Below are 20,931 nucleotides of genomic sequence, written 5' to 3'. Positions count from 1 at the left end.
GGACAGGGGGTGCACAAGCGTTTACCCTGGGATGGGTGAACGTCTGTGCACCCGTCTGTGGACCAGCGTCTGGAGCACGATGACCCCGGTGACGGCCGAGCCCGGCCAGACCTCCCCCGTCCCGTCCGCCAGGACGCCGCGGGCCGATCTGATCGTGCCCGTCCTCGCCTTCTGCGGCGTCGTGGTCGCGATCATGCAGACCCTGGTCGTCCCGCTGCTCCCGCACGTGCCCGCGCTGACCGGCAGTTCGCCGGGCGCGGCCGGCTGGCTGGTCACCGTCACCCTGCTGACCGGCGCGGTCTTCACGCCCGTGCTCGGCCGGGTCGGCGACATGTACGGCAAGCGCCGGGTGCTGCTCGCCTCGCTGGGCGTGCTCACCGCCGGGTCCGTGCTGTGCGCCGTGAGCTCGCAGATCGGCGTGCTGATCGCCGGCCGCGCGCTGCAGGGCGCGGCCCTCGCCGTCATCCCGCTCGGCATCAGCATCATCCGCGACGAACTGCCGCCCGAGCGGGTGCTGCCCTCCATCGCCCTGATGAGCTCCACCCTCGGCATCGGCGCCGCGACAGGGCTGCCGGTGGCGGCGCTGGTCGTGGAGAACTTCGACTGGCACACCATGTTCTGGGCCTCCGCCGCGCTCGGCGTGCTGGACATCGCCCTGGTGCTCCGGATCGTGCCGGAGTCGCCGCTGCGCTCCCGTGGGCGCTTCGACCTCCCCGGGACCCTCGGCCTCGGCGCCGTCCTGGTCGGCCTGCTGCTCGCGATCACCCAGGGCGCCGGCTGGGGCTGGACCTCGCCGCGCACGCTCGGCCTGCTCGGCGGCTCGCTGCTGCTCGGGCTGCTCTGGGGCCGGTACGAGCTGCGCACCGCCTCGCCGATGGTCGACCTGCGGGTCTCGGCCCGGCCCGCGGTGCTGCTGACCAACCTGGCCGCGATGCTCATCGGCTTCGCCTTCTACGCGAACTCCCTGGTCACCGCGCAGATGGTGCAGGAGCCCAAGGAGACCGGCTACGGTCTCGGCGCCTCGATCGTGGTGGGCGGGCTCTGCCTGCTGCCGGGCGGCCTGGCGATGGTCGCGCTGTCCCCGCTGTCCGCCCGGATCTCCGCCAAGTACGGCCCCCGGACGACGCTCGCCGTCGCGGCGTCCGTGATGGTGGTCGGCTACCTGGTGCGCTTCTTCACCAGTCACAGCCTCTGGCTGATCGTGGCCGGTGCCACCGTCGTCGCCTCCGGCACCGCCCTCGCGTACTCGGCGCTGCCCGCGCTGGTGATGCGGGCGGTGCCGGTCAGCGAGACGGGTGCGGCGAACGGGCTGAACACGCTGATGCGCTCGGTCGGGCAGGCCTGCTGCAGCGCGGTGGTCACCGCCGTGCTCGCCCACGTCACGTTCACCGTCGCCGGGCGCACCGCCCCCACCCTGCACGCCTATCTGCTGATCTTCCTGATCGCGGCCGGGATGGCCGCCGCCGCGCTGGTCGCGACCCTCTTCCTGCCCGCCGGCCGCACGGCGCGCCCGGGCCCCGCCGCAGCCGGTACGGTCGGGGTGACGACCCCGGCGGCCCCGGCCCAGGAGAGCGCATGACCATCGCCGACGAGACCGGCGCGACCGAACCGGCCCCCGGGCCGGTGACCGGGCGGCCCGAACAGCTCGGCGAGGCCGAGCAGGGCACCGGGCGGGACGCGATCCTGCGCGCCGCCCGCCGGGCCTTCGCCCTGCGCCCCTACGCCGACGTCACCATGCGGGGGATAGCGGCCGACGCGGGCGTCAGCCCGTCGCTGATCGTGAAGCGGTTCGGCAGCAAGGAGCACCTGTTCAACACCGTCGCCGACTTCGGGCCGGCGGCGGACGAGATGTTCGCCGCCGAACCCGGCGCGCTGGGCCGCCACCTGGTGCTCACCGTGGTCCGGATGCGCCGGGAGCAGCGCGGCGACCCCCTGCTGCGCGTGGTCTTCTCGCTCGGCAACGACGACGAGCGGACCCTGCTGCGCGAACGGTTCCGCCGCCAGGTGACGGACCGCCTCGCCGCCTCCCTGCCGGGGCCGGACGCCGAACTGCGCGCCGAACTGATCGCCGGCCAGCTGCTCGGGCTCGGCGCGACGCTCAGCCTGCACCGCCCGGGCGCGGGCGACCGCGCCACCCCCGAGCGGCTGGCCGAGCTGTACGCCCCGGCGCTGCAACGGCTCGTCGACGGGGCCTGAGACCGGCCGGCCCCGTGCGGGCCCCGACCGGTCACGCCGGTCGGGGCCCCGCCGTCAGGCCGGTTCGACCGGCTCCGGGGTGGTGGCGCGGGTGTGGCGCAGCGCGGCGAGGGCGGTGGCGACGGCCAGGAAGGCGGCGACGACCCCGGCGTCGCGGGCGAGTTCGGCGAACCCGATCGGCGGCGCCCAGTAGTAGGGCGGGGCCAGCATGGCGGTCCAGGGGAGGACGGCCAGGGCGGCGCCGGCGGCCCGCAGCCGGTCGGGGCGGGCGGCGGCGAGCTGGACGAGGTAGGCGATCGTCATCACCAGGGCGGGCCAGGCCGTGGAGACGTCGAGGAGGGTCCGCAGGCCGTCGGAGAAGACGGGCTCGGAGAGGTCCCCGGGGCCGGCCCACGGCCAGCGCAGGACGAGCGCGGTCATCGGCAGTGCCACGGCGACGGCGGCGAGCGCCGCCCCGGTGCGGCCGCGCGCGGACCGGTCGACGGCGTCCGGCGGGGCGATCAGGACCGGCCCGGCGAGCAGCAGCCAGAGCGGGAGCAGGAAGACGTACCGGAGGAACGCCCCCGACGGGTACACGAGGAAGGCGGCCGGAGCGCCGGCCCCGGCGGCCCGGGCGGGGTTGACGGTCATGCCCCGGAGGGCTTCCAGCGGGGTGAGCGCCTGCTCGATCCCGTGCGGCGGCTCGGTGAGGTCGCGGCTGGGGCGGCGGTGGCGGGATCCGGCCATCACGCCCAGCGGCGGGTGGGGGGCGATCGGCCAGTCCGAGCCGAGGACGACGGTGGCGCCGGGGCCACCCTTATCGCCGCCGGCCCGACGCGGGGCGCCGCCGGGTGCCGGCACCTCCGGTGAGCGGTCCGGGGCAGCCGGCCGGCCACGTGTCGTGGGTCTCATCGGGGGCCGTGGCCAGTTCGTCCGCGTCCCAATGTGGTGAGATGTGCGCGTCACAGAGTGATGGCGCTGACGGGGGTGCGTGATGAGGAATGGACGGCTGTTCGGGCTCGGGTCGGACACCGATGCGGCGGATCTCGCCGCCGTGGGGCTGATCCGGCTGGCGACCGGCGAACGGCTCGGGGCCGGGGCCCGGCCCTGGCTGTGGCAACTGCGGGCGGCCTCGTTCGCCGACACCTGGCTGGCCTTCGCCGACCCGGCCGCGCCCGGGCTCCGGGTGCCGGCGGGCGCGGCCCTGCACCAGCTCGTCCGCCGGGCGGCGGAGCTGGTCCTGCTGACCCGCGAGGGGGACGGGCCGGCGGCGCTGGAGCTGCTGGGCCGGGAGTCGGCGGAGGCGCACGAGCGGTCGCGGTGCTCCGACACCGCCCATCCGGTCGAGCCCGTCGCGCTCGCCCTGCTCTGGCACGGCGTGCAGGCGGCGACCGCCGACGGCCCCGACGCGGCGGCGGAGCGGGAGTGCCACGACCGCCGCATCGCCGAACGGTCCGAGGCCTACGTCCGCCGCCGGCACCGCCGCCAGGACACGCTCGCGCTCATCCTCGCCTGCGCCCGCTCCGCCGCCACCGCCCTGGCGGAACTGAGCGGCGACGACCCGGGTAGGGCGGCCGCCACGCTGGAGGAGTACGCCATCCGGTCGATGGCCCAGGCCGGTCCGGTGCCGCTCTGGGTGCCGGGGCGGCCCGGGCAGCTCACCTCCTGAGCCTCCGGCCGGCCGGCCCGGCTGCTTCCGTATGCTGGCCCGATGCCTTTGCGGAGCCTGCACGACCGAGCCGCCCTCGAAGCCCGCTTCCGACGGGACCCGGCGTTGCACCTGATGGAACTCGGTGACCTCGACGACCTGCTGTGGCCGCACACCTCCTGGTACGGCGTCGCCCCGGACGGTCCGGTGGCGCTGCTGTACGCGGTCGGCGACACCCCCACCCTGCTCGCCTTCGGCGGGGCCGCCGAGGCACCGGAGGTGGCGGAGCTGGTCCGGGAACTGCTGCCGGTCCTGCCGCGCCGCTTCTTCGGCCACCTGACCGGCGACGCGGCCGAGGTGCTGGCCGAGGAGTACGAGGTGCGCCGCCACGGCACCCTGCTGCGGATGCTGCTGACCGACCCGGAGCGCGCGGCGGCGCACCCCGCCGACCCGTGGGCGCCGGTCCCGCTGGGCCGCGCGGACCTGCCCGAGCTGGTGAAGCTGTTCGCCGAGGCCTACCCGGGGAACTGGTTCGACGACCGGATGCTCGACACCGGCCAGTACGTCGGCGCCCGCCGGGACGGCCGGCTGGTCGCCGTCGCGGGCGTGCACGCCTGGTCGCCCGTCCAGCGGGTGGCCGTGCTCGGCAACGTCACGACGCACCCCGCGGTCCGGCGCCAGGGCGCGGCCGGGGCCTGCGTGGCCGCGCTCTGCCGGCAGCTCGCGGACGGCAGCGACCACATCGGGCTGAACGTCCGCGCGGACAACGCGGCCGCCGTGGAACTGTACCGGCGGCTGGGCTTCACCGAGGTCACCTCCTTCACCGAGGCCACGTTCACCGCGCGCTGACCGGTACGCCGCCGTCCCGGGCGCCCGTGCCCGCCCGCAGGGCGGCCGGAGTTCAGGCGGAGGCGGCGGTCGTCCCGCGCGTCCTCGCCCGCCCCGACGACCACGCGGCCGCACCCCCCACCAGCAGGGCCGCCCCCAGCGCGTAGACCGGCAGCCAGTGGGTCGTCGTCGCCGCCAGGCAGTCGTCGACGACCGCGCGGCTCTGCTCCCGCTGCGCGGACTCCAGTGCGTCGGGGTCCGCCCCGGCCAGGCCCCCCAGGGCGGCCTGGGTCCGCAGGCTCTCGTACCGGCCCGCCTCCGGGCAGGACTGCCGGGTGCCCGGCATCGGGAACAGCCAGTCCCAGCGCTGCAGCGCCGGGGCCAGCGCCAGGGCCACACAGAGGCCCACGACCAGCGCGTACGCCGCCAGGCCGCAGGCATAGCCGACGCGTCGGCCCGGCGTGCGGACCGGCACCCGGCCGAAGGAGAGGACCACCGCGAGCAGCGTCACACCGAGGTAGGTGGAGAACCACTGCCAGGAGCCCTCGGCGAAGGAGAACGCCAGCACCACGGCGAGCGCCGTCCCGAGTACCCCGGGGTCGGCGGACAGGTCCGCACCGCCCACCGCCGCGCGGTCGCGGACACCTCGACGGCTGGGCTCACTCACGGGCTCTCTCCTGCCTGCCGCCGGCTCCGGAGCTCCAGCCTCCCGCCCCGACCCGTGGTCACCCCCGGCTCCCACACCGCTCCCCGCCCGACCCCACCCGCTCGGCCCAGCGGCGCGGGCCGGTGGCCGGTCAGCCGCGGGCGGTGTCGGCCGGGCGGCAGAGGTGGAGGCTGTAGGAGGCGCGGCACTCGGTCTGCGCGGGCACCACCCCCGAGCCGCGCACGCCCTGGACCAGGCTGACCAGCACGACGGCGACCAGCGCGGCCTTGACGGCCCCGGTCAGCGCCCCGTCGTACCGGGCCGCCGAGAAGCGCCTGAACGCGTAGACGACTCCGCAGAGCGCGGCGACGATCGCCGAGACGCTGAGGTAGCTGTAGCCGGTGATCTCGCCGTTCTCCCGGACGGTGTTCTCGAAGTGGAAGTCGGCGACCACCGGGAGGAGCGCCCGGAGGGCCGCCGCCCAGCCGATCCTGACGGCCCGGCCGCGGCCACGGAAGTACTCGATCATCGGCGTCCCCCTGGTGTACCGGTGCGGGGCCGCCCGACCCGAGGGACGGCCGCCCCCGCACCCCGGCCGTCCTCGTCGCGGAGGAGGACGCCGGGGGGCGACGCCCGGTTCCCGTAGGCGAGATGACGCAGCGTCAGCCAAGCGCCGTCGCCTTGCGCAGCAGGACCGACCGCTCGCGGGTGTTGCGGCAGAGCCGGGCGGCGAGTTCCAGCTCCGCCCGCGCCTCCGCGGTGCGGCCGAGCCGGGAGAGCAGCTCGCCGCGCACGCTCGGCAGCAGGTGGGAGCCGGACAGTCGGCCGGCGGCGGCCAGCGTGTCGACCAGGGGAAGCGCCTCCTGCGGCCCCGACGCCATGGCGACGGCGACCGCCCGGTTGAGTTCGACCACGGGGGAGGGCGCGACCCGGCCGAGCGCCTCGTAGAGCAGCACGATCCGGTCCCAGTCGGTCTCCGGGACGGAGGGAGCCGTGGCGTGGCAGGCGGCGATCGCCGCCTGCAGGCCGTACGGCCCGAGGCCGCGCCCGGCGGCCGTCGCCCGGGTGAGCGCGGCCAGGCCGCGGCGGACGGCGGAGCGGTCCCACAACCGGCGGTCCTGGTCCTCCAGCAGCACGGCCTCGCCGTCCGCACCGGTGCGCGCGGGGAAGCGCGCGGCGGTGAGCTCGAAGAGGGCGAGCTGCCCGAACACCTCCGGTTCCGCGGGCAGCAGCGCGGTGAGCGTGCGGGCCAGCCGGATCGCCTCGTAGGCGAGACCGGGGCGCAGCAGCCGGTCGCCGGACGTCGCCGTCGAGCCCTCGGTGAAGATCACGTAGAGCACGCTGAGGACCCCGCCGAGCCGCTCGCGCCGTTCCGTCGCCGGGGGCAGCTCGAAGGGCACCCCGGCCGCGCCGATCGTCTTCTTCGCCCGGGTGATCCGCGCCTGGACGGTCGGCACGGGTACCAGGAAGGCCCGGGCGATCTCCTCGCTGGAGAGGCCGGCCACCACGCGCAGGGTCAGCGCCGTGCGGGCCTCGGGCGACAGCACGGGGTGGCAGGCCACGAAGATCAGTGCGAGGACGTCGTCCTCGATCCGGTCCGGGTCCCAGGGCGGGTCGTCGGACCGGTCCGCGGGCGGCTCGGCGCCCGAGCTCGCCCCGCCCTCGCCGAGCCCGCCGGCCAGCGCGGCGTAGCGGTCGTCGAGGGCGGCGCGGCGGCGGAAGTGGTCGATGGCGCGCCGCCGGGCGGTGTTCAGCAGCCAGCCCACCGGGCTGGCCGGCTCGCCGTCGCGCGCCCAGGCGACGAGCGCCTGGGCCAGGGCCTCCTGCGCGACGTCCTCGGCCAGGTCGAAGTCCCCGGTGTACCGGGTGAGCGCGCCGACGATCCGCGCGGACTCGATCCGCCAGAGGGCCTCGACCGCCCGCCGGGCGGCCGCGCCGCCCGGCGGATCGTCCGGTGCCGGAGGTGTCAGAGCTGGCCGGTCCGCTCGCGCCATGCCCGTTCCTTGATGATCCACTCGTTGTCCTGCGGGAACTCGTCGATCCCCGGCACGCGCCGGATCTCGATCTTGGTGCCGGGGAAGGACGGCAGCCGCTTGGCCCACTCGACCGCCTCCTGCTTCGAGGCCACGTCGAGGATGTAGAAGCCGCCGAACAGTTCCTTGGTCTCACCGTACGGGCCGTCGGTGACAACCGGGGTCTCCCCGCTGACGTCGACCACCACGCCCTGCGCCGCGTCGTCCAGGCCCTCGGCCGCGACGAGCACGCCGGCCCGGATCAGCTCGTCGTTGTAGCGGCCCATGGTCGCGAGCATCTCGTCGAACGGCGTCTCCATCATCTTCGCGATCGACTCGTCGCTGCCCCGCATGATCAACATGTACTTCGCCACGACTGCTCTCCTTCGTCCCGGGGACCGTTCTTCGGTCCTCTCTATCCCAGGTCGAACGGGACGGCCGCGGATCGACACGGCGGCGAAGGAATTTCCGGGCCGGGTCCTTCCGGGCTCTTCCGGGCCCGGAAGGATCCGGCCGACCGTTCCCGCCGCCGGGCCGCGGGAACGGTCGGCCGGGGGGTCTACCCGGCGCTCCGGCCGGCCGCCGCCGTCCGGCGGGCGGCCGGGGCCGGGGCGTCCCGGCCGTCGTCGTCGAGGGCGCGCAGGATGTCCTCGACGCTCTGCTTGGCGTCGCCGAAGAGCATGGCGGTGTTCTCGCGGAAGAACAGCGGGTTCTGGACCCCGGCGTAGCCGGGGGCCATCGACCGCTTGAACACGATCACCTGCTCCGCCTCCCACACCCGCAGCACCGGCATGCCGGCGATCGGACTGGTCGGGTCGTCGGTGGCGGCCGGATTCACGGTGTCGTTGGCGCCGATGACGAGGACGACGGAGGTGGCGGCGAGGTCGTCGTTGATCTCGTCCATCTCCAGGACGATGTCGTACGGCACCTTCGCCTCGGCGAGCAGCACGTTCATGTGCCCCGGCAGCCGCCCGGCGACGGGGTGGACCCCGAAGCGGACGTCGACGCCGCGCTCGCGCAGCCGGCGGGTGAGCTCGGCGACCGGGTGCTGCGCCTGCGCCACCGCCATCCCGTACCCGGGGGTGATGACGACCGACCGGGCCTGTGCGAGCTGCCGCGCCGCCTCCTCGGCGCGCACCTCGCGGTGCTCGCCCTGCTCCTCCGTCCCGCCGGACGGCGCCTCGATGCCGAAGCCGCCGGCGATGACGGAGATGAAGGAGCGGTTCATCGCCCGGCACATGATGTACGAGAGGTAGGCGCCGGAGGAGCCGACCAGTGCGCCGGTGACGATGAGCAGGTTGTTGTCGAGCAGGAACCCGGCGGCGGCCGCGGCCCAGCCCGAGTAGCTGTTGAGCATCGAGACGACGACGGGCATGTCGCCGCCGCCGATCGAAGCCACCAGGTGCCAGCCCAGCGCGAGGGCGAGCGCGGTCACCGCGATCACCAGGCCGAGGCCCGGGCTGACGGTGAACCAGACCGTCAGTGCGACGAACACGCCCAGCGCGCCGAGGTTCAGCGCGTTCTTGCCGGGCAGCATCAGCGGCCGCGAGGCGATCCGGCCGGACAGCTTGAGGAAGGCGACGACGGAGCCGGTGAAGGTCACCGCGCCGATGAAGATGCCGATCACGACCTCGGCGTGGTGGATCCGCAGCAGGTCGGCGGCGACGGCGACCTGGGCCGAGCCCCGCGACTCGACCTCCAGGTAGCTGTTCCAGCCGACCAGCACCGCGGCGAGGCCGACGAAGCTGTGCAGCACGGCGATCAGTTCCGGCATCTGCGTCATCTCGACCTGCCGGGCCCGCCACAACCCGATCACGGCGCCCAGCGCCATCGCGACGACGATCAGGGCGACCGCGCCGGCGGTGATGCTGCGGGACGCCAGCACGACGGTGGCGACCAGGGCGAGCGCCATGCCGGCGATGCCGTAGACGACCCCGGCGCGGGAGGTGCGGTGCTGGGACAGCCCGGCCAGACTGAGGATGAACAACAGCGCGGCGACCAGGTCCGCGGCATGGGCGGCCGTCGAGGTAGTCATCGGGGCTCAGCCTTTCGAGAACATGGACAGCATGCGGCGGGTGACGGCGAAGCCGCCGAAGATGTTCACGCTCGTCAGCAGGATGGCCACGAAGGACAGGACGGTGACGAGCGCACCCCCGTGTCCGATCTGCAGCAGCGCGCCGACCACGACGATCCCGGAGATCGCGTTGGTCACCGACATCAGCGGGGTGTGCAGGGCGTGGTGGACCTTCCCGATCACGTAGTAGCCGATGACCACCGCGAGCGCGAACACCGTGAAGTTCTCGGCGAGTTGGGCCGGTGCCACGGCGACGAGGAGGAACATCGCCAGCATGCCGAGGCCGATCAGGCCGAAGCGGGCGGCCGGGGTGAGCCGGGGCCGCTTCGGTTCCGGCGCGGCCGGCGCGGCCGCGGGCTGCGCGGCGGGGGCGGCCGAGACGGCCACCGGCGGTGGCGGCCAGGTGACCTCGCCCGCCCGGACCACGGTCACCGCGCGCTGGACCACGTCGTCGAGGTCGAGGACCAGCCGCCCGTCCTTGCCGGGGGTCAGGAGGGTGAGCAGGTTGACCAGGTTGGTCCCGAACAGCTGGGAGGCCTGGGCGGGCAGCCGGGCCGCGAGGTCGGTGTAGCCGATCAGGGTGACGCCGTTGGCGGTGACCACCGTGCGGCCCGCCACCGTTCCCTCGACGTTGCCGCCCTGGGCGGCGGCCATGTCCACCACGACGCTGCCGGGCTTCATCGCCGCCACGTCCGCGGCGGTGAGCAGCCGCGGGGCGGTCCGCCCGGGGATCAGCGCGGTGGTGACGACGATGTCCACGTCCTGGGCCTGCGCGTGGTACAGCTCGGCGGCGGCCCGGTCGTAGTCGGCGGAGGTCGCCTTGGCGTACCCGTCGGTGCTCGCCTCCTGGGCGACCCGCACGGGGAGGTACTCGCCGCCCAACGACTTGACCTGGTCGGCGACTTCGGGCCGCGGGTCGGTCGCTCGGACGATCGCCCCCAGGCTGGAGGCGGCGCCGATGGCGGCGAGCCCGGCCACGCCGGCGCCGGCCACCAGGACCTTCGCCGGCGGGACCTTGCCCGCGGCGGTCACCTGGCCGGTGAAGAAGCGGCCGAACACGTGGGCGGCCTCGATCACGGCCCGGTACCCGGCGATGTTCGCCATCGAGCTGAGCACGTCCATCGACTGCGCGCGCGAGATCCGGGGCACCGCGTCCAGGGCGAGCGCGGTGACCGGGCGCGCGGACAGCGCCTCCAGCAGGTCGGGCCGCTGGGCCGGTGCGAGCAGGCCGACCAGGGTCGCGCCGTCACTCAGCCGGGCGATCTCGTCGGTGGACGGCGCGTTGACCTTCAGGACGATGTCGGCCCGCCAGGCGTCCCCGATCCGCGCGCCGGCCTCGGTGTAGGCCTCGTCGGCGAAGCCGGAGGCCGCGCCGGCCTCGGACTCGACCGCGACCTCGTAGCCGAGCGCCAGCAGTCCGCGCACCGTCGAGGGTGTCGCGGCGACGCGGGTCTCCCCGGTGGCCGATTCGGCGACCACACCGATGCGCAGCGGGGGGTGGTGCGTGGCGTCCTGTGCAGACATCACTCGTGCCTCTCTCGTCGGAGGAACTCTTGACGGCGGGACCTGCGCCCGAGGGGGAGTCTCCTCCCCTTGGACGCAGGAACCTACCCGCCCGGGCCCTGCCGGGGGACGGGGCGAAGCCGTGACATGCTTCACCCGTTCGCGCCCTGTCGGGCGGGTCGGGTCGCGTGCTCGCCACCCGGGTGCGCCCCGGGTGTCGAGCCATCCTCGCTCGGCCGCAAGGTTTCTGACACCCCGTCTGATCGGCCGTCGCTTCGCGCCCGCGTCCGGTAACAAAGGTTGCCAGATTCGTTTTCGGAAACTAGGGTTGTCGCATGACTTCGGCTGAGATCACCCTGGAAGAGCAGGCGCAGCTGGCCAAGGCGCTCCTCGACGCCCTGAATCCGCTCGCCTCGGCCCTCCACGCGCGCACGTCCGGGCTGCCCGAGGAGCGGATGTGGGAGGCGGAGCCGGTCGAGGTGGCCCTGTCCGTCCTCGCCGCCTGGAAGGTGGTGGACGCGGAGGTCAAGCGGCTGACGGCGATCGCGGCCGGCACCGCCGGCTCCTACGGCGCGAGCTACGAGCAGCTCGGTGCGGTGTGGGGGATCACCCGGCAGGGCGCGCGCAAGAAGTGGCCCGAGGCGGTCACCCGCCCCGCGGCGCGGGCAGGCGCGGCCCTGCGGCTGTTCGGCGGTACGGCCGAGCTGGTGCGGGCCCCGGAGTCCGGCGGCTGGAGCTGGTCGGGCGAGGGTGCGGACGGCACGCGCGGCGCCGCCGACACCCGGTGCGCGAGCAAGGAGGAGGCCGCCGCCCACGCCGGAGCCTTCCTGGCGGCGCACGCCGCCTGACACTCGCTGACCGGCCACCGCCGCCGGACGGAGGTGGCCGGGGCGGTCGGGCTCGTGTGATCATCTCCGGATGATCTTCCGTGCTGCCACCGCAGACCCCTCCGACCTGGACCGTGCCGTCACCTACCCGGCCGACGGCCCCGTCCCCGCCCTGACCGCCGAGAAGGTCCGCGAGGAGCTCGCCGAGAACCGGATCCGCCCCGAGTGGGTCTGGGTCGCCCAGGACGAGGACGGCGGGATCCTGGCCCGCGCCCTGTGGTGGGGCCGTTCCGACAGCGAGCGCCCGATCGCGCTGGACTGCCTCCAGGTCCGCGCGGGGGTGGCCGATCCGGCCGCTGTCGCCACCGCCCTGCTGGAGGCCGGCCACGCCGCCTTCGGGAACCGTCCGGGCTACCACATCTCGCTGCCGCGCGGCTGGCGGGCGGAGCCCGAGCTGGCCGAGGCGGTCGCCTGGCGCCGGCAGGCGGCGGAGCGGGCCGGTATGACCCGGGAGATCGAGCGGCTCCGCTACGAGTGGACCCCGCGGCGCGGGACCGCCGAACCGACCGGGCGGCTGGTCTTTCGCGAGGGCACCGACGAGGAGTTCCTGGAGGCCTTCGTGCGCCTCTCGCAGGACAGCCTCGACCTGGCGACGCAGAACGAGCTGCTCACCATGGATGCCGGTCAACTGGCCCGGGAGGACTTCGACTTCTACCTGAGCTGCCCCGGCGAGCGCTCGTGGTGGCGGCTGGCCGAGCTCCCGGACGGCACGCCGGCCGGGATGGCGATCCCCTCCGCGACGCCCTACCACCGCAACGTCGGCTACCTGGGCGTCGTGCCGGAGCAGCGCGGCAGGGGCCTGATCGACGAGATCCTGGCGGAGATCACCCGCTTCCACGCGGCGGCGGGCGCCGAGCGGATCACCGCGACCACCGACACCGTCAACGTCCCGATGGCCGCCGCGTTCGACCGTGCCGGGTACGAGGTCACCGAGATCCGCCTGGTCCTGGAGTGCCCCCCGCGGTAGCCCGGGGCCGGTAGCCCGGGGCCGGTGGCGACCGGCGCAGGTCGCCACCGGCTTCCGGAATCTGACGCGCCGTCATCCACTCGTGTCCGGTTCGGAACACGGTGCGCGGCGTGCCCGTGCCACGGGCGGGGGAGGCTCGGGGAATGCGCGGGACGGGGGAGTGGGGAGCGGTCCGGCCGGTCGTCCGCTGGGCGGGGCACCCGGGGACGTCGGGCGCCGTGCTGGTGCTGCTGGTCAACGACCATGTCGCCAAACGGCTCTGGCCGGGCGCGGTCACCGGGAAGGTCAGCGACCTGGCGTGGATGCTGGTCTCGCCGGTGGTCCTGGCCCTCCTGCTGACGCCGCTGCTGCGCCTGCGCGGTGACCGCCCGGCGATCGCCGGGCTGGCGGTCACGGCGGTGATGTTCACCGTCGCGAAGTCCGGCGAGGCCGGTGGCGAACTCGCCTCGACCGTCTGGTCGTGGAGCGGCGTACCGAGCCGGATCCAGGGGGACCGGAGCGACCTGCTGGCCCTGCCGGCGCTGGGCGTCTCCTGGTGGCTGTGGAAGCGGTCGCGGGCGACGCGGCGGCCCCGGCGGGGGGCGGCCCTGCTGGGCGTGCCGCTGGCCGTGGTCGCCATGGTGGCCACCTCCAAGATCGGGGAGCCGCCGCGGCCCGTCCTCTGGCACGCCGGGGCGCGGGCGATCCTGGACACCGAAGCCGGCCGGTGGGCGTCGCAGGACGGCGGCGCGACCTGGACCGAGGAGAAGCGGTCCGGTGGCGTCGAGAAGTCCCGGCGGAACAGCCGGCCGCAGGACGGCCACTGCCTGGAGGGCGAGCCGGGGCCGTGCTTCCGACTGCTCGACTCCACCTCGCCGATCGAGATCAGCGAGGACGGCGGCCGGACCTGGCGGGCCGCGTTCGACCCCGGTCCGCCGTGGCGCGACGAGCCGCTCCCGCCCCCGACTCCGTCACCCACCGGCGTGGACGGGGAACCGGTCGACCCCGCCGTGCCGTCCCCTGCCGTGCCGTCCCCCGGCGCGGAACCGACCGGGGGCCGCGCCGGGTACCCCGCCGACCTGTTCATCGTCCCCGCGCCGGAGGGCTGGGCGGTGCTGGCCCACTACCCGGGCGGCGGACTGGTGCGCGGCACCCCCGACGGCACCTGGTCGCGCCGGAGTTACCCCGTCCACCAGACGATCGTCGTCCCCGAGCAGCCCCGCCGTCCGGTGCTGGGCCTGCCCGTGGCGCTGACCGCCGGTTTCGCCGGCGTGCTGGCGGCCACGGGCGCCCGGCTGCTGGTCGCCGCCGGACCGGCGGGACGGTCGCGCGAGCTGCTGCTCCTGCTGCTCCGTCAGGGAATCTGCCTCCTCTGGGTCCGCCTCGCGGCGTACCTCTGCGGCGGCGCGCTGTTCTGGAAGGTGCCCGGGGTGCTGCCGGCGAGTGTGCTGACGGTGGGCCTGCTGCCGATGCTGTGGTTCCTGCGGCGCGGCCCCGCGCCGACCGGCCGCGCGGTTCCCGCCCTGGCCGTCCTCGGTTCCGGGGCCGCCGCGGTGGCGCTGATCCCCTACGTCCACTGGGCGGCCCACCGGCTGGCGGCCTGGTCGGACGCCTCGGACCAGGCCTTCCTCTGGGCCCTCGCCGCCACGGCCGCCGGCGCGGCGGTGGGCGCCCTCGGCCGCCCTGCGGGGCGGACGAGGCGGGTGTGACGCGACCGCTCGGGGTACGAGCGGCCGGTACCGGAGCGCCTCGCCGGTGATCGCCTCGATCCCACGAGCTCGCTCCCACCGGCGGGGGAGCGGTTCCGGTCGGTTCGGCGGGGCTCGTCACCGTCCGACGCACGGGCCCACCCCGCGGGCGGCTCCCGGGGGCCGCCCGCCGCCGTGACCGCTCCTACCCGCCGTGCACGAGCTGGATCAGGTTGCCGCAGGTGTCGTCCAGCACCGCCGTGGTCACCGGGCCCATCTCCTGCGGCTCCTGGGTGAAGCGGACCCCGAGCGCGCGCAGTCGCTCGTACTCGGCGGGCACGTCGTCCACGGCGAAGGACGCTGCCGGGATGCCGTCCTCGACCAGCGCCGTCCGGTACGGCCGCACCGCGGGGTGGCCGCTGGGCTCCAGCAGGAGCTCCGTGCCGCCCGGATCCTCCGCCGAGACGACGGTCAGCCACCGGTCCTGGCCGAGCGGGACGTCGTGCTTCGTCACGAAGCCCAGTACCTCGGTGTAGAAGCGCAGGGCCTCGGCCTGGTCGTCGACGAAGACGCTGGTCAGGTGGATCCTCATGGACTACTGCTCCCCGGGTCACGATGCGTTCGGTGGGCACGTGGGTGACGGCGGCCGGAGCCGGCCGGTCCGGCCCGGCGTGCGGACGGCTCTGACGCCCCGGGCCGGCCGTCCCGTTCTACCAGGCCGTCCGGAGCGGAGGCAGCCTCGGCCCCGCCGTGTCGCGACCGGGAACGCCCCCTGGGGGGCGCGCCGGGAGCCGGGTGGTTTGTCCGGCCGGATCCGGGTGAGAAGAGGACCGGGTGGGAAGAGCGTGACCCGGGCGGCGGGTACCCCCACTCCTCGCCGTCCGGGCCCGTCCCGCCACGGCTCAGAGCCCGGCCACCGTGACGACCGCTACCGGCGGCCGGGCGGCACGCCGAATCCGTGCCGCGTCCCGCCGTGACGCCCTGAGCCCGCACCCTCCTCCTGGGAGGGCCACGGCCATTCGGCGCAGCCCGGCCCGCGCGTTCCCGACCCGGTGCCTAGCGTGGGCGGATGACCGATCGTCGGATCGCGCGGCCGGCCGCCGGACGGCTGGGCTACCTGGGGGCTGCCGCCGCCTTCGCCGTCTGCATGGCGGGCACCACGCTGCCCACCCCGCTGTACGGGCGCTACCAGGCGGAGCTCGGCTTCTCCGAGCTGATGGTGACGGTCGTCTTCGCTGTCTACGCGTTCGGCGTGATCGGTGTCCTGCTGCTCGTCGGCAACGTCTCCGACTCCGTCGGCCGCCGGCCCGTGCTGCTCGCCGGGCTGGCGCTCGCGGCCTGCAGCGCCGTCGCCTTCCTGGCGGAGGGCGGTCTGCCGCTGCTCTGCCTGGGGCGGCTGCTGTCCGGCCTGTCGGCGGGTCTGTTCACCGGGACGGCCACCGCGTACGTGCTGGAACTCGCCCCGCCGGGGCGCGAGGCCAGGGCGGGGTTCGTGGCGACCGCCGCCAACATGGGCGGCCTGGGCTGCGGCCCCCTGCTGTCGGGGCTGCTCGCCGAGTACGCGCCCGGGCCGCTGGTGCTGCCGTTCGTCGTGCACCTGGTGCTGCTCGCCGCTTCGTTCGCGGTCCTCTGGTTCCTCCCGGAGACGGTCGACGGGGCCCGGCCGCTGCGCACCGCCCGGCCGCACCGGCCGTCGCTGCCACCGGAGGTCCGGGGGGTGTTCGTGCCGGCCGGGATCGCCGCCTTCGCGGGCTTCGCCCTGCTGGGCGTCTTCACCTCGGTCAGCCCCGCCTTCCTCGCCGAGAGTCTGGACGTCCACAACTCCGCGGTCGTCGGCCTGATCGTCTTCACGGCCTTCTTCGCCTCCACCCTCGGCCAGCTCCTGGTGCCCCGCCTGGGTACGGCACGGGCGATCCCGCTCGGCTGTCTGGTGCTCATCGCCGGGCTGGCCCTGCTGGCCGCCTCGCTCGCCCGGACCACCCTCCCGCCGCTGGTGCTCAGCGCCCTGGTGGGCGGCGCCGGCCAGGGCATGGGCCTGCGCGGCGCGGTGGGCGAGATCGCCGCCGCCGCTCCCGCCGAGCACCGCGGTGGCGCGCTCTCGGCGCTCTTCGTGGTCGCCTACTTCGGCATCTCGATCCCGGTCATCGGGGTCGGCCTGCTCGCCGAACCGCTCGGCCTGGCCGACGCCGGCCTGGTCTTCGCCGCCTGCATGGCCGTCCTCGCCGCCGCCTCCGCGCTCTACCTGCTGCGCCGGGCCCGCACCGCCCACCGGCCGCGCGCCGGCCACTGACCCCGCACCGCCCACCGGCCGCGCGCCGGCCACTGACCCCGCACCGCCCACCGACCGCGCGCCGGCCACTGACCCCGCACCGCCCACCGACCGCGCGCCGGCCACCCGCTTGCCGCCCGGCCTCCCGCTCCGTCGGCGCGGGAACCGCCCGTGCGGCGTCCCACCCGCTATCCATGATCCATGTCGCCTGCGCACCCCCGTAGCCCCCGGTCCCACCGCTGGCCCCCGACGCCGGGCGGCCGCCCACCCGCGCGTGGTGCCGGGCCGGCGGGCGCGGCGGCCGACGGTGCGGCATGCGGGTGAGACGGCCCGGGCCGCGCCGGCCGGCTCCCGCGGCGGCCGCCCCCGGCGCGGGCCCGGGGCTGCGCCGGCTCTCCGACTACGCCTGGCGACTGCTGGTCGTCGCGGTGGCCGCGTACCTGGTGCTGACGGTGCTGGGGCAGTTCCACCTGATCACGCTGGCCGCCTTCCTCGCCCTGGTGATCACCTCGGTGATCCGCCCGCTGGTCGACCTGGCGGCCCGCGCGGTACCCCGCCCGCTCGCCGTCCTGATCGGCCTGGCGGTGGCGCTGCTGCTGCCGGCCGGCCTGCTCGCGCTGATCGGCGAGAACGTGGCGGACGACGTGTCACGCCTCGCCAGGGAGTTCCAGGGCGGCCTGGACCGGTTGGAGAAGCTGCTGAAGGGACCGCCCCTCCACCTGGAGCCGACGTCCTTCGACGACCTCAAGCAGAAGGTCTCCGACTTCGCCGCCAAGCACCGCGCGACGCTGATCAGCACGGTCGTCAACGGCGCCCACCGGGCGGTCGAGATCGGGACGGGCGCGGCGCTCGCGCTCTTCATGTCGGTGTTCTTCCTGCACTCCGGCGAGCGGATGTGGCGCTGGACCGCCGCCCAGCTGCCGCCGGCCGCCGCCGACCACCTCGACCGGGGCGGGCGGGTGGCCTGGCGGACCTTCGCCGGCTACACCCGGGGCATCTTCGTCGTCGCGGCGAGCAACGCGATCATGGTCGGCATCTCGCTGTTCCTCCTCGACGTGCCGCTCGCCCTGCCCCTGACGGTGCTGGAGTTCCTCGCCTCGTTCGTCCCGCTGGTCGGCTCCCCGATCGCGATGCTGGTCGCCGCCCTGGTGGCGCTGGCCGCCCGCGGCCCGGTGATCGCGATCGTGGTGCTGCTGCTGATCGTGGTGATCGGTCAGATCGAGGGCCATCTGCTCCACCCGCTGGTGATGAGCCGGGCGGTCAGCCTGCACCCGGTGGTGGTCGCGGTCTCGGTGCTCGCGGGCAGCATCGCGGCCGGGGTGATCGGCGCGGTGGTCGCCGTCCCCGCCGTCTCGGTGCTCTGGTCGGTCTACGCCGAGCTGCGCCGCCCGCGACCGGCGCCGCCGTCGACGCCCTGACGGCGAGGAAGGACCCGCCGGGTACGAACGGAGGGCGCGCTCCGGCGGTGCGGGGCGAGGTCTTTCGGACGCGCCGTCGTTGCGCGACCGGCGGTGGCACGCAAGGCCGTTCACGACCGGGTGTCGGACAGGTGTTCAAGAGATGCCAAAATAATGGCGCGCCCCCTTGCGGATTGTGTGATCAGATGTGACGTCGCTGTGGCGCTTCCTGCCACAGGGGAGGGATCGGCCTGCCCCCGCACCAGGCCCCGTCACACAGGAGACGTACCATCAACACCGCTATCCGCCGGGCCGCGCGCGGCGCAGTTCCCGTCGTCGTCAGTGCCTCCGTCCTCGCCGCGGGCCTGACCGCCTGTGGGACGGTCGAGCAGCTCACCGCCGCCCAGAAGGTGACCAAGGCCTTCGACAAGCTCGGCGACAGCAAGGCCGCCGGCCTCACCTTCTCCGTGGACGCCTCGCCGGAGCAGATCGTCGCCTTCGGCAACGCCACCGGTGACAAGATCGAGCAGAAGACCGCCGAGGCGCTGTCCGGCCTGAGCATCTCGGTCGCGATGGCCGCCGACAAGCCGCTCAAGGACCTCGACACCTTCAAGAACACCCGGGGCGCCGGCAAGGAGGTGACGCCGGACAAGTCGCTGCGCGTCTCCTACCTGCTCGCCGACAAGAAGGGCACCGCGCTCCTGGAGTTCCGTCAGGTCGACGCCAAGGCGTACGTGCGCGCCGACGCCAAGGGCCTGGTGAAGCTGGTCGGCGAGGACCCGGCGGAGGTGGACGCGGTCGCCGAGGACCTGCCCACCGAGCTGAACCCGGTCAAGGACGTGCTGGCCGGCAAGTGGGTCGCCTTCGACCTGCAGGAGCTCGCGGACACGGCCAAGAAGCCCGCCGACGCCGGCACCCCCGCCCCGTCCGGCCGGCCCACGCTGGACCCGGAGACCGCCGAGCAGCTGGCCGTCTCGCTGAAGGACGTCTTCTCCCGGACCGTCACCTTCGACGACAAGGGCAAGAAGGACGGCGCCGAGCACCTCCTGGTGAGCGCCCCGGCCCGACAGCTGACCGACGAGCTGCTGAAGGCGCTCAAGCCGCTCTCCGCGAAGCTCCCCGAGCAGTTCGGCAAGCTCCCCACCAAGGTCCCGGACGACCTGGCCGACACCAGGATCGGCGTCGACCTGTACCTGAAGGGCGGCACCTTCTCCTCGGCCACCTTCGACCTCGCGCAGCTGGAGCCCAAGGCCGGCCCGGGCAGCACCTTCCCGGTCAAGCTCGCGTTCAACAGTTCCGCCCCGGCGGTCCAGGCGCCCGCCGACGCGGTGAAGATCACCGACAAGGACATCCAGAACGCGACGCTCGCCCTCGTGAGCGCCGCCGCCGGTGAGGCCGGTGGCCCCGGTGCCCCCGCCGGCGCCGGCCGGCCCGGCACCCCGGGCAAGCCGCTGACCGACGCCCAGGTCAAGGAGCTGGTCGGCCTCGGCATGCCCGAGCAGCAGATCCAGGTCTTCAGCCGGCTCGGCATGGACTACGAGGAGATCAAGAGCCTCGCCCAGGAGGGCTGAGAGCAGTCCGGTGGCGCCGGGGCGTGGTGAGTCGGTTCGGCCGGCCCGCCACGCCCCGGCGCTCGTCGGGGCCCGTCCGGCCGCGGCCGTCGTCGCTCAGAACGTCCACCGGGTGTGGCTGTAGACCCCGTCGTCCCGGCCGAAGCCGTACGCGGTGACCGGCGCCACCGCGAACACCGTCACGCTCCCGTTCCGGAACGCGTCCCCGATCCCGTGGAAGGTGCCCTCGGGCGAGGTGATGTGCGAGCCGTACTGCGACTCGTACGCCGTGATCACCGCTTCCAGCACCGCCGGATCGGTCACCGGCTCGGCCGTGCCCTCGATCACCAGGTCGAGGCCCTCGGTGAGCGAGTTCCCCCCGGTCGTCAGCGCGCAGTGCCCGTCGTGGGCGAGGTTCCTGGCCTTCTGCTCGTCCGGGCCGGTGGAGAAGTACAGCACCCCGTCGTGCCAGGCGGCGATCACCGGAGTGACGTGCAGCCGGCCGTCGGGCCGCACCGTCGACACCCAGAAGATCTCGGCGGCCTCCAAGCGGCGCCGGGCCTCGGCCCACGGCGTGGCCGTGACCTCCTCGGCGCCCGGACGGGGGCGGAGCGCGGAGCTGTAGCGGGCGTCGAGCTCGGTGGTGGGCTGCTGCGCGGATCCGTGGGCCTGCATGGCGGTCCTCCTCACCTGTGGCCACCCTCCGGGTCATTCTCCCCGCCGCCCGCCGGCCCTGCCACGCGTCCGTCCCCCGCCGGCGACCCGGGCGACCGGGGCCGGGTGGTCGGCCTCGGCGGCCTCGGCCACGTGGCCGTCAAGCTCGCGCACGCGCTCGGCGCCGAGGTCACCGTCCTGTCGCAGTCCCTGGGCAAGAAGGAGGACGGCCTGCGGCTGGGCGCCGACCACTACTACGCCACCGGCGACCCGAAGACCTTCGAGGAGGCGGCGGGCCGGTACGACCTCGTCCTCAACACCGTCTCCGCGCCGCTCGACTTCGCCGCCTACCTGTCGCTGCTGCGCACGGACGGCACCATGGTGAACCTGGGCCTCCCGGAGGAGCCGGTGCGGCTGACCCTCCAGGCGCTGTCGGGCAACCGCCGCATCCTCAGCAGCTCGGGCATCGGGGGCATCGCCGAGACCCAGGAGATGCTGGACTTCTGCGCGGCGCACGGCGTCGGCGCCGAGATCGAGCTGATCGGCGCGGACGAGATCAACGAGGCCTACGAGCGGGTCCTCGGGAGCGACGTCCGCTACCGCTTCGTGATCGACACCGCCACCCTGTGAGGCCCCGCGCGCTCGGCCGAGCGG

18 protein-coding genes and 2 pseudogenes are annotated in these 20,931 nt (G+C 74.9%); 11 read left to right on the top strand and 9 right to left on the bottom strand.

Going from position 1 to position 20,931, the window contains the following annotated elements; translation table 11 throughout:
• Positions 1-31 precede the first annotated feature (31 nt).
• Together ACZ34W_RS27160 and ACZ34W_RS27155 are read left to right on the top strand one after the other, a co-directional pair.
• Positions 32-1,579, top strand: coding sequence for an MFS transporter (locus tag ACZ34W_RS27160; RefSeq protein ID WP_465607785.1), 1,548 nt, complete (start codon positions 32-34; stop codon positions 1,577-1,579).
• Positions 1,576-2,196 (top strand): TetR/AcrR family transcriptional regulator, encoded by a 621-nt coding sequence (locus ACZ34W_RS27155; RefSeq protein WP_465607783.1) that lies wholly within the window; start codon positions 1,576-1,578, stop codon positions 2,194-2,196. Before ACZ34W_RS27160 ends, ACZ34W_RS27155 begins: the two co-directional genes overlap by 4 nt.
• 600 nt (positions 2,197-2,796) lie before the next feature.
• On the opposite strand, the pseudogene ACZ34W_RS27150 reads toward ACZ34W_RS27155, so the two are convergent.
• Positions 2,797-2,982, bottom strand: a pseudogene (locus ACZ34W_RS27150) (amidohydrolase); the annotation flags it as partial.
• A gap of 187 nt (positions 2,983-3,169) precedes the next feature.
• Here ACZ34W_RS27150 and ACZ34W_RS27145 point away from each other — a divergent pair.
• Positions 3,170-3,844, top strand: a complete 675-nt coding sequence (locus tag ACZ34W_RS27145) for a hypothetical protein (RefSeq protein WP_465607781.1) — start codon at positions 3,170-3,172, stop codon at positions 3,842-3,844.
• A gap of 42 nt (positions 3,845-3,886) precedes the next feature.
• On the top strand, positions 3,887-4,672 hold the full coding sequence (locus tag ACZ34W_RS27140) for a GNAT family N-acetyltransferase (RefSeq protein WP_465607779.1): 786 nt from the start codon (positions 3,887-3,889) through the stop codon (positions 4,670-4,672).
• Positions 4,673-4,724: 52 nt separating this feature from the next.
• Here the strand turns inward: ACZ34W_RS27140 and ACZ34W_RS27135 are convergent, their stop codons facing one another.
• From ACZ34W_RS27135 to ACZ34W_RS27110, 6 genes are all read right to left on the bottom strand, one after another.
• Positions 4,725-5,318: a hypothetical protein gene (locus ACZ34W_RS27135; RefSeq protein ID WP_329491555.1), complete on the bottom strand. Its 594-nt coding sequence runs from the start codon at positions 5,316-5,318 to the stop codon at positions 4,725-4,727.
• A 130-nt stretch (positions 5,319-5,448) separates the two neighbouring features.
• On the bottom strand, positions 5,449-5,826 hold the full coding sequence (locus tag ACZ34W_RS27130) for a hypothetical protein (protein ID WP_465607777.1): 378 nt from the start codon (positions 5,824-5,826) through the stop codon (positions 5,449-5,451).
• Positions 5,827-5,959: 133 nt separating this feature from the next.
• On the bottom strand, positions 5,960-7,291 hold the full coding sequence (locus tag ACZ34W_RS27125; protein WP_465607775.1) for an RNA polymerase sigma factor: 1,332 nt from the start codon (positions 7,289-7,291) through the stop codon (positions 5,960-5,962).
• Complete coding sequence (locus tag ACZ34W_RS27120; RefSeq protein ID WP_329491558.1) at positions 7,264-7,683, bottom strand: YciI family protein; 420 nt, start codon at positions 7,681-7,683, stop codon at positions 7,264-7,266. Before ACZ34W_RS27120 ends, ACZ34W_RS27125 begins: the two co-directional genes overlap by 28 nt.
• 185 nt (positions 7,684-7,868) lie before the next feature.
• Positions 7,869-9,344, bottom strand: a complete 1,476-nt coding sequence (pntB, locus tag ACZ34W_RS27115; protein WP_465607772.1) for a Re/Si-specific NAD(P)(+) transhydrogenase subunit beta — start codon at positions 9,342-9,344, stop codon at positions 7,869-7,871.
• Positions 9,345-9,350: 6 nt separating this feature from the next.
• Complete coding sequence (locus tag ACZ34W_RS27110) at positions 9,351-10,907, bottom strand: Re/Si-specific NAD(P)(+) transhydrogenase subunit alpha (protein WP_329491560.1); 1,557 nt, start codon at positions 10,905-10,907, stop codon at positions 9,351-9,353.
• Positions 10,908-11,221: 314 nt separating this feature from the next.
• Between ACZ34W_RS27110 and ACZ34W_RS27105 the strand changes: the two genes are divergently transcribed.
• From ACZ34W_RS27105 to ACZ34W_RS27095, 3 genes are all read left to right on the top strand, one after another.
• Positions 11,222-11,734: a hypothetical protein gene (locus ACZ34W_RS27105; protein ID WP_465607770.1), complete on the top strand. Its 513-nt coding sequence runs from the start codon at positions 11,222-11,224 to the stop codon at positions 11,732-11,734.
• Positions 11,735-11,804: 70 nt separating this feature from the next.
• A complete protein-coding gene (locus ACZ34W_RS27100; protein WP_465607768.1) occupies positions 11,805-12,740 on the top strand; it encodes a GNAT family N-acetyltransferase in 936 nt (311 codons plus the stop codon).
• Positions 12,741-12,883: 143 nt separating this feature from the next.
• Complete coding sequence (locus ACZ34W_RS27095) at positions 12,884-14,428, top strand: hypothetical protein (protein ID WP_465607766.1); 1,545 nt, start codon at positions 12,884-12,886, stop codon at positions 14,426-14,428.
• Between the two features lie 184 nt (positions 14,429-14,612).
• Here the strand turns inward: ACZ34W_RS27095 and ACZ34W_RS27090 are convergent, their stop codons facing one another.
• Positions 14,613-14,999, bottom strand: a complete 387-nt coding sequence (locus ACZ34W_RS27090; protein ID WP_465607764.1) for a VOC family protein — start codon at positions 14,997-14,999, stop codon at positions 14,613-14,615.
• A 477-nt stretch (positions 15,000-15,476) separates the two neighbouring features.
• Between ACZ34W_RS27090 and ACZ34W_RS27085 the strand changes: the two genes are divergently transcribed.
• From ACZ34W_RS27085 to ACZ34W_RS27075, 3 genes are all read left to right on the top strand, one after another.
• Complete coding sequence (locus tag ACZ34W_RS27085) at positions 15,477-16,697, top strand: MFS transporter (RefSeq protein WP_465607762.1); 1,221 nt, start codon at positions 15,477-15,479, stop codon at positions 16,695-16,697.
• Positions 16,698-16,990: 293 nt separating this feature from the next.
• Positions 16,991-18,094, top strand: a complete 1,104-nt coding sequence (locus ACZ34W_RS27080; RefSeq protein ID WP_465607760.1) for an AI-2E family transporter — start codon at positions 16,991-16,993, stop codon at positions 18,092-18,094.
• A gap of 389 nt (positions 18,095-18,483) precedes the next feature.
• On the top strand, positions 18,484-19,644 hold the full coding sequence (locus tag ACZ34W_RS27075) for a hypothetical protein (protein WP_329491567.1): 1,161 nt from the start codon (positions 18,484-18,486) through the stop codon (positions 19,642-19,644).
• A 96-nt stretch (positions 19,645-19,740) separates the two neighbouring features.
• On the opposite strand, the gene ACZ34W_RS27070 is transcribed toward ACZ34W_RS27075, so the two are convergent.
• Complete coding sequence (locus ACZ34W_RS27070) at positions 19,741-20,298, bottom strand: pyridoxamine 5'-phosphate oxidase family protein (protein WP_329491568.1); 558 nt, start codon at positions 20,296-20,298, stop codon at positions 19,741-19,743.
• A gap of 105 nt (positions 20,299-20,403) precedes the next feature.
• On the opposite strand from ACZ34W_RS27070, the pseudogene ACZ34W_RS27065 reads away from it, so the two are divergent.
• Positions 20,404-20,907, top strand: a pseudogene (locus ACZ34W_RS27065) (zinc-binding dehydrogenase); the annotation flags it as partial.
• Positions 20,908-20,931 lie beyond the last annotated feature (24 nt).

It is taken from the genome of Kitasatospora sp. NPDC022856 (assembly GCF_055561235.1).
Note: the sequence above shows the minus strand (reverse complement) of the source record. Positions and strands in the feature narration are given on the sequence as shown.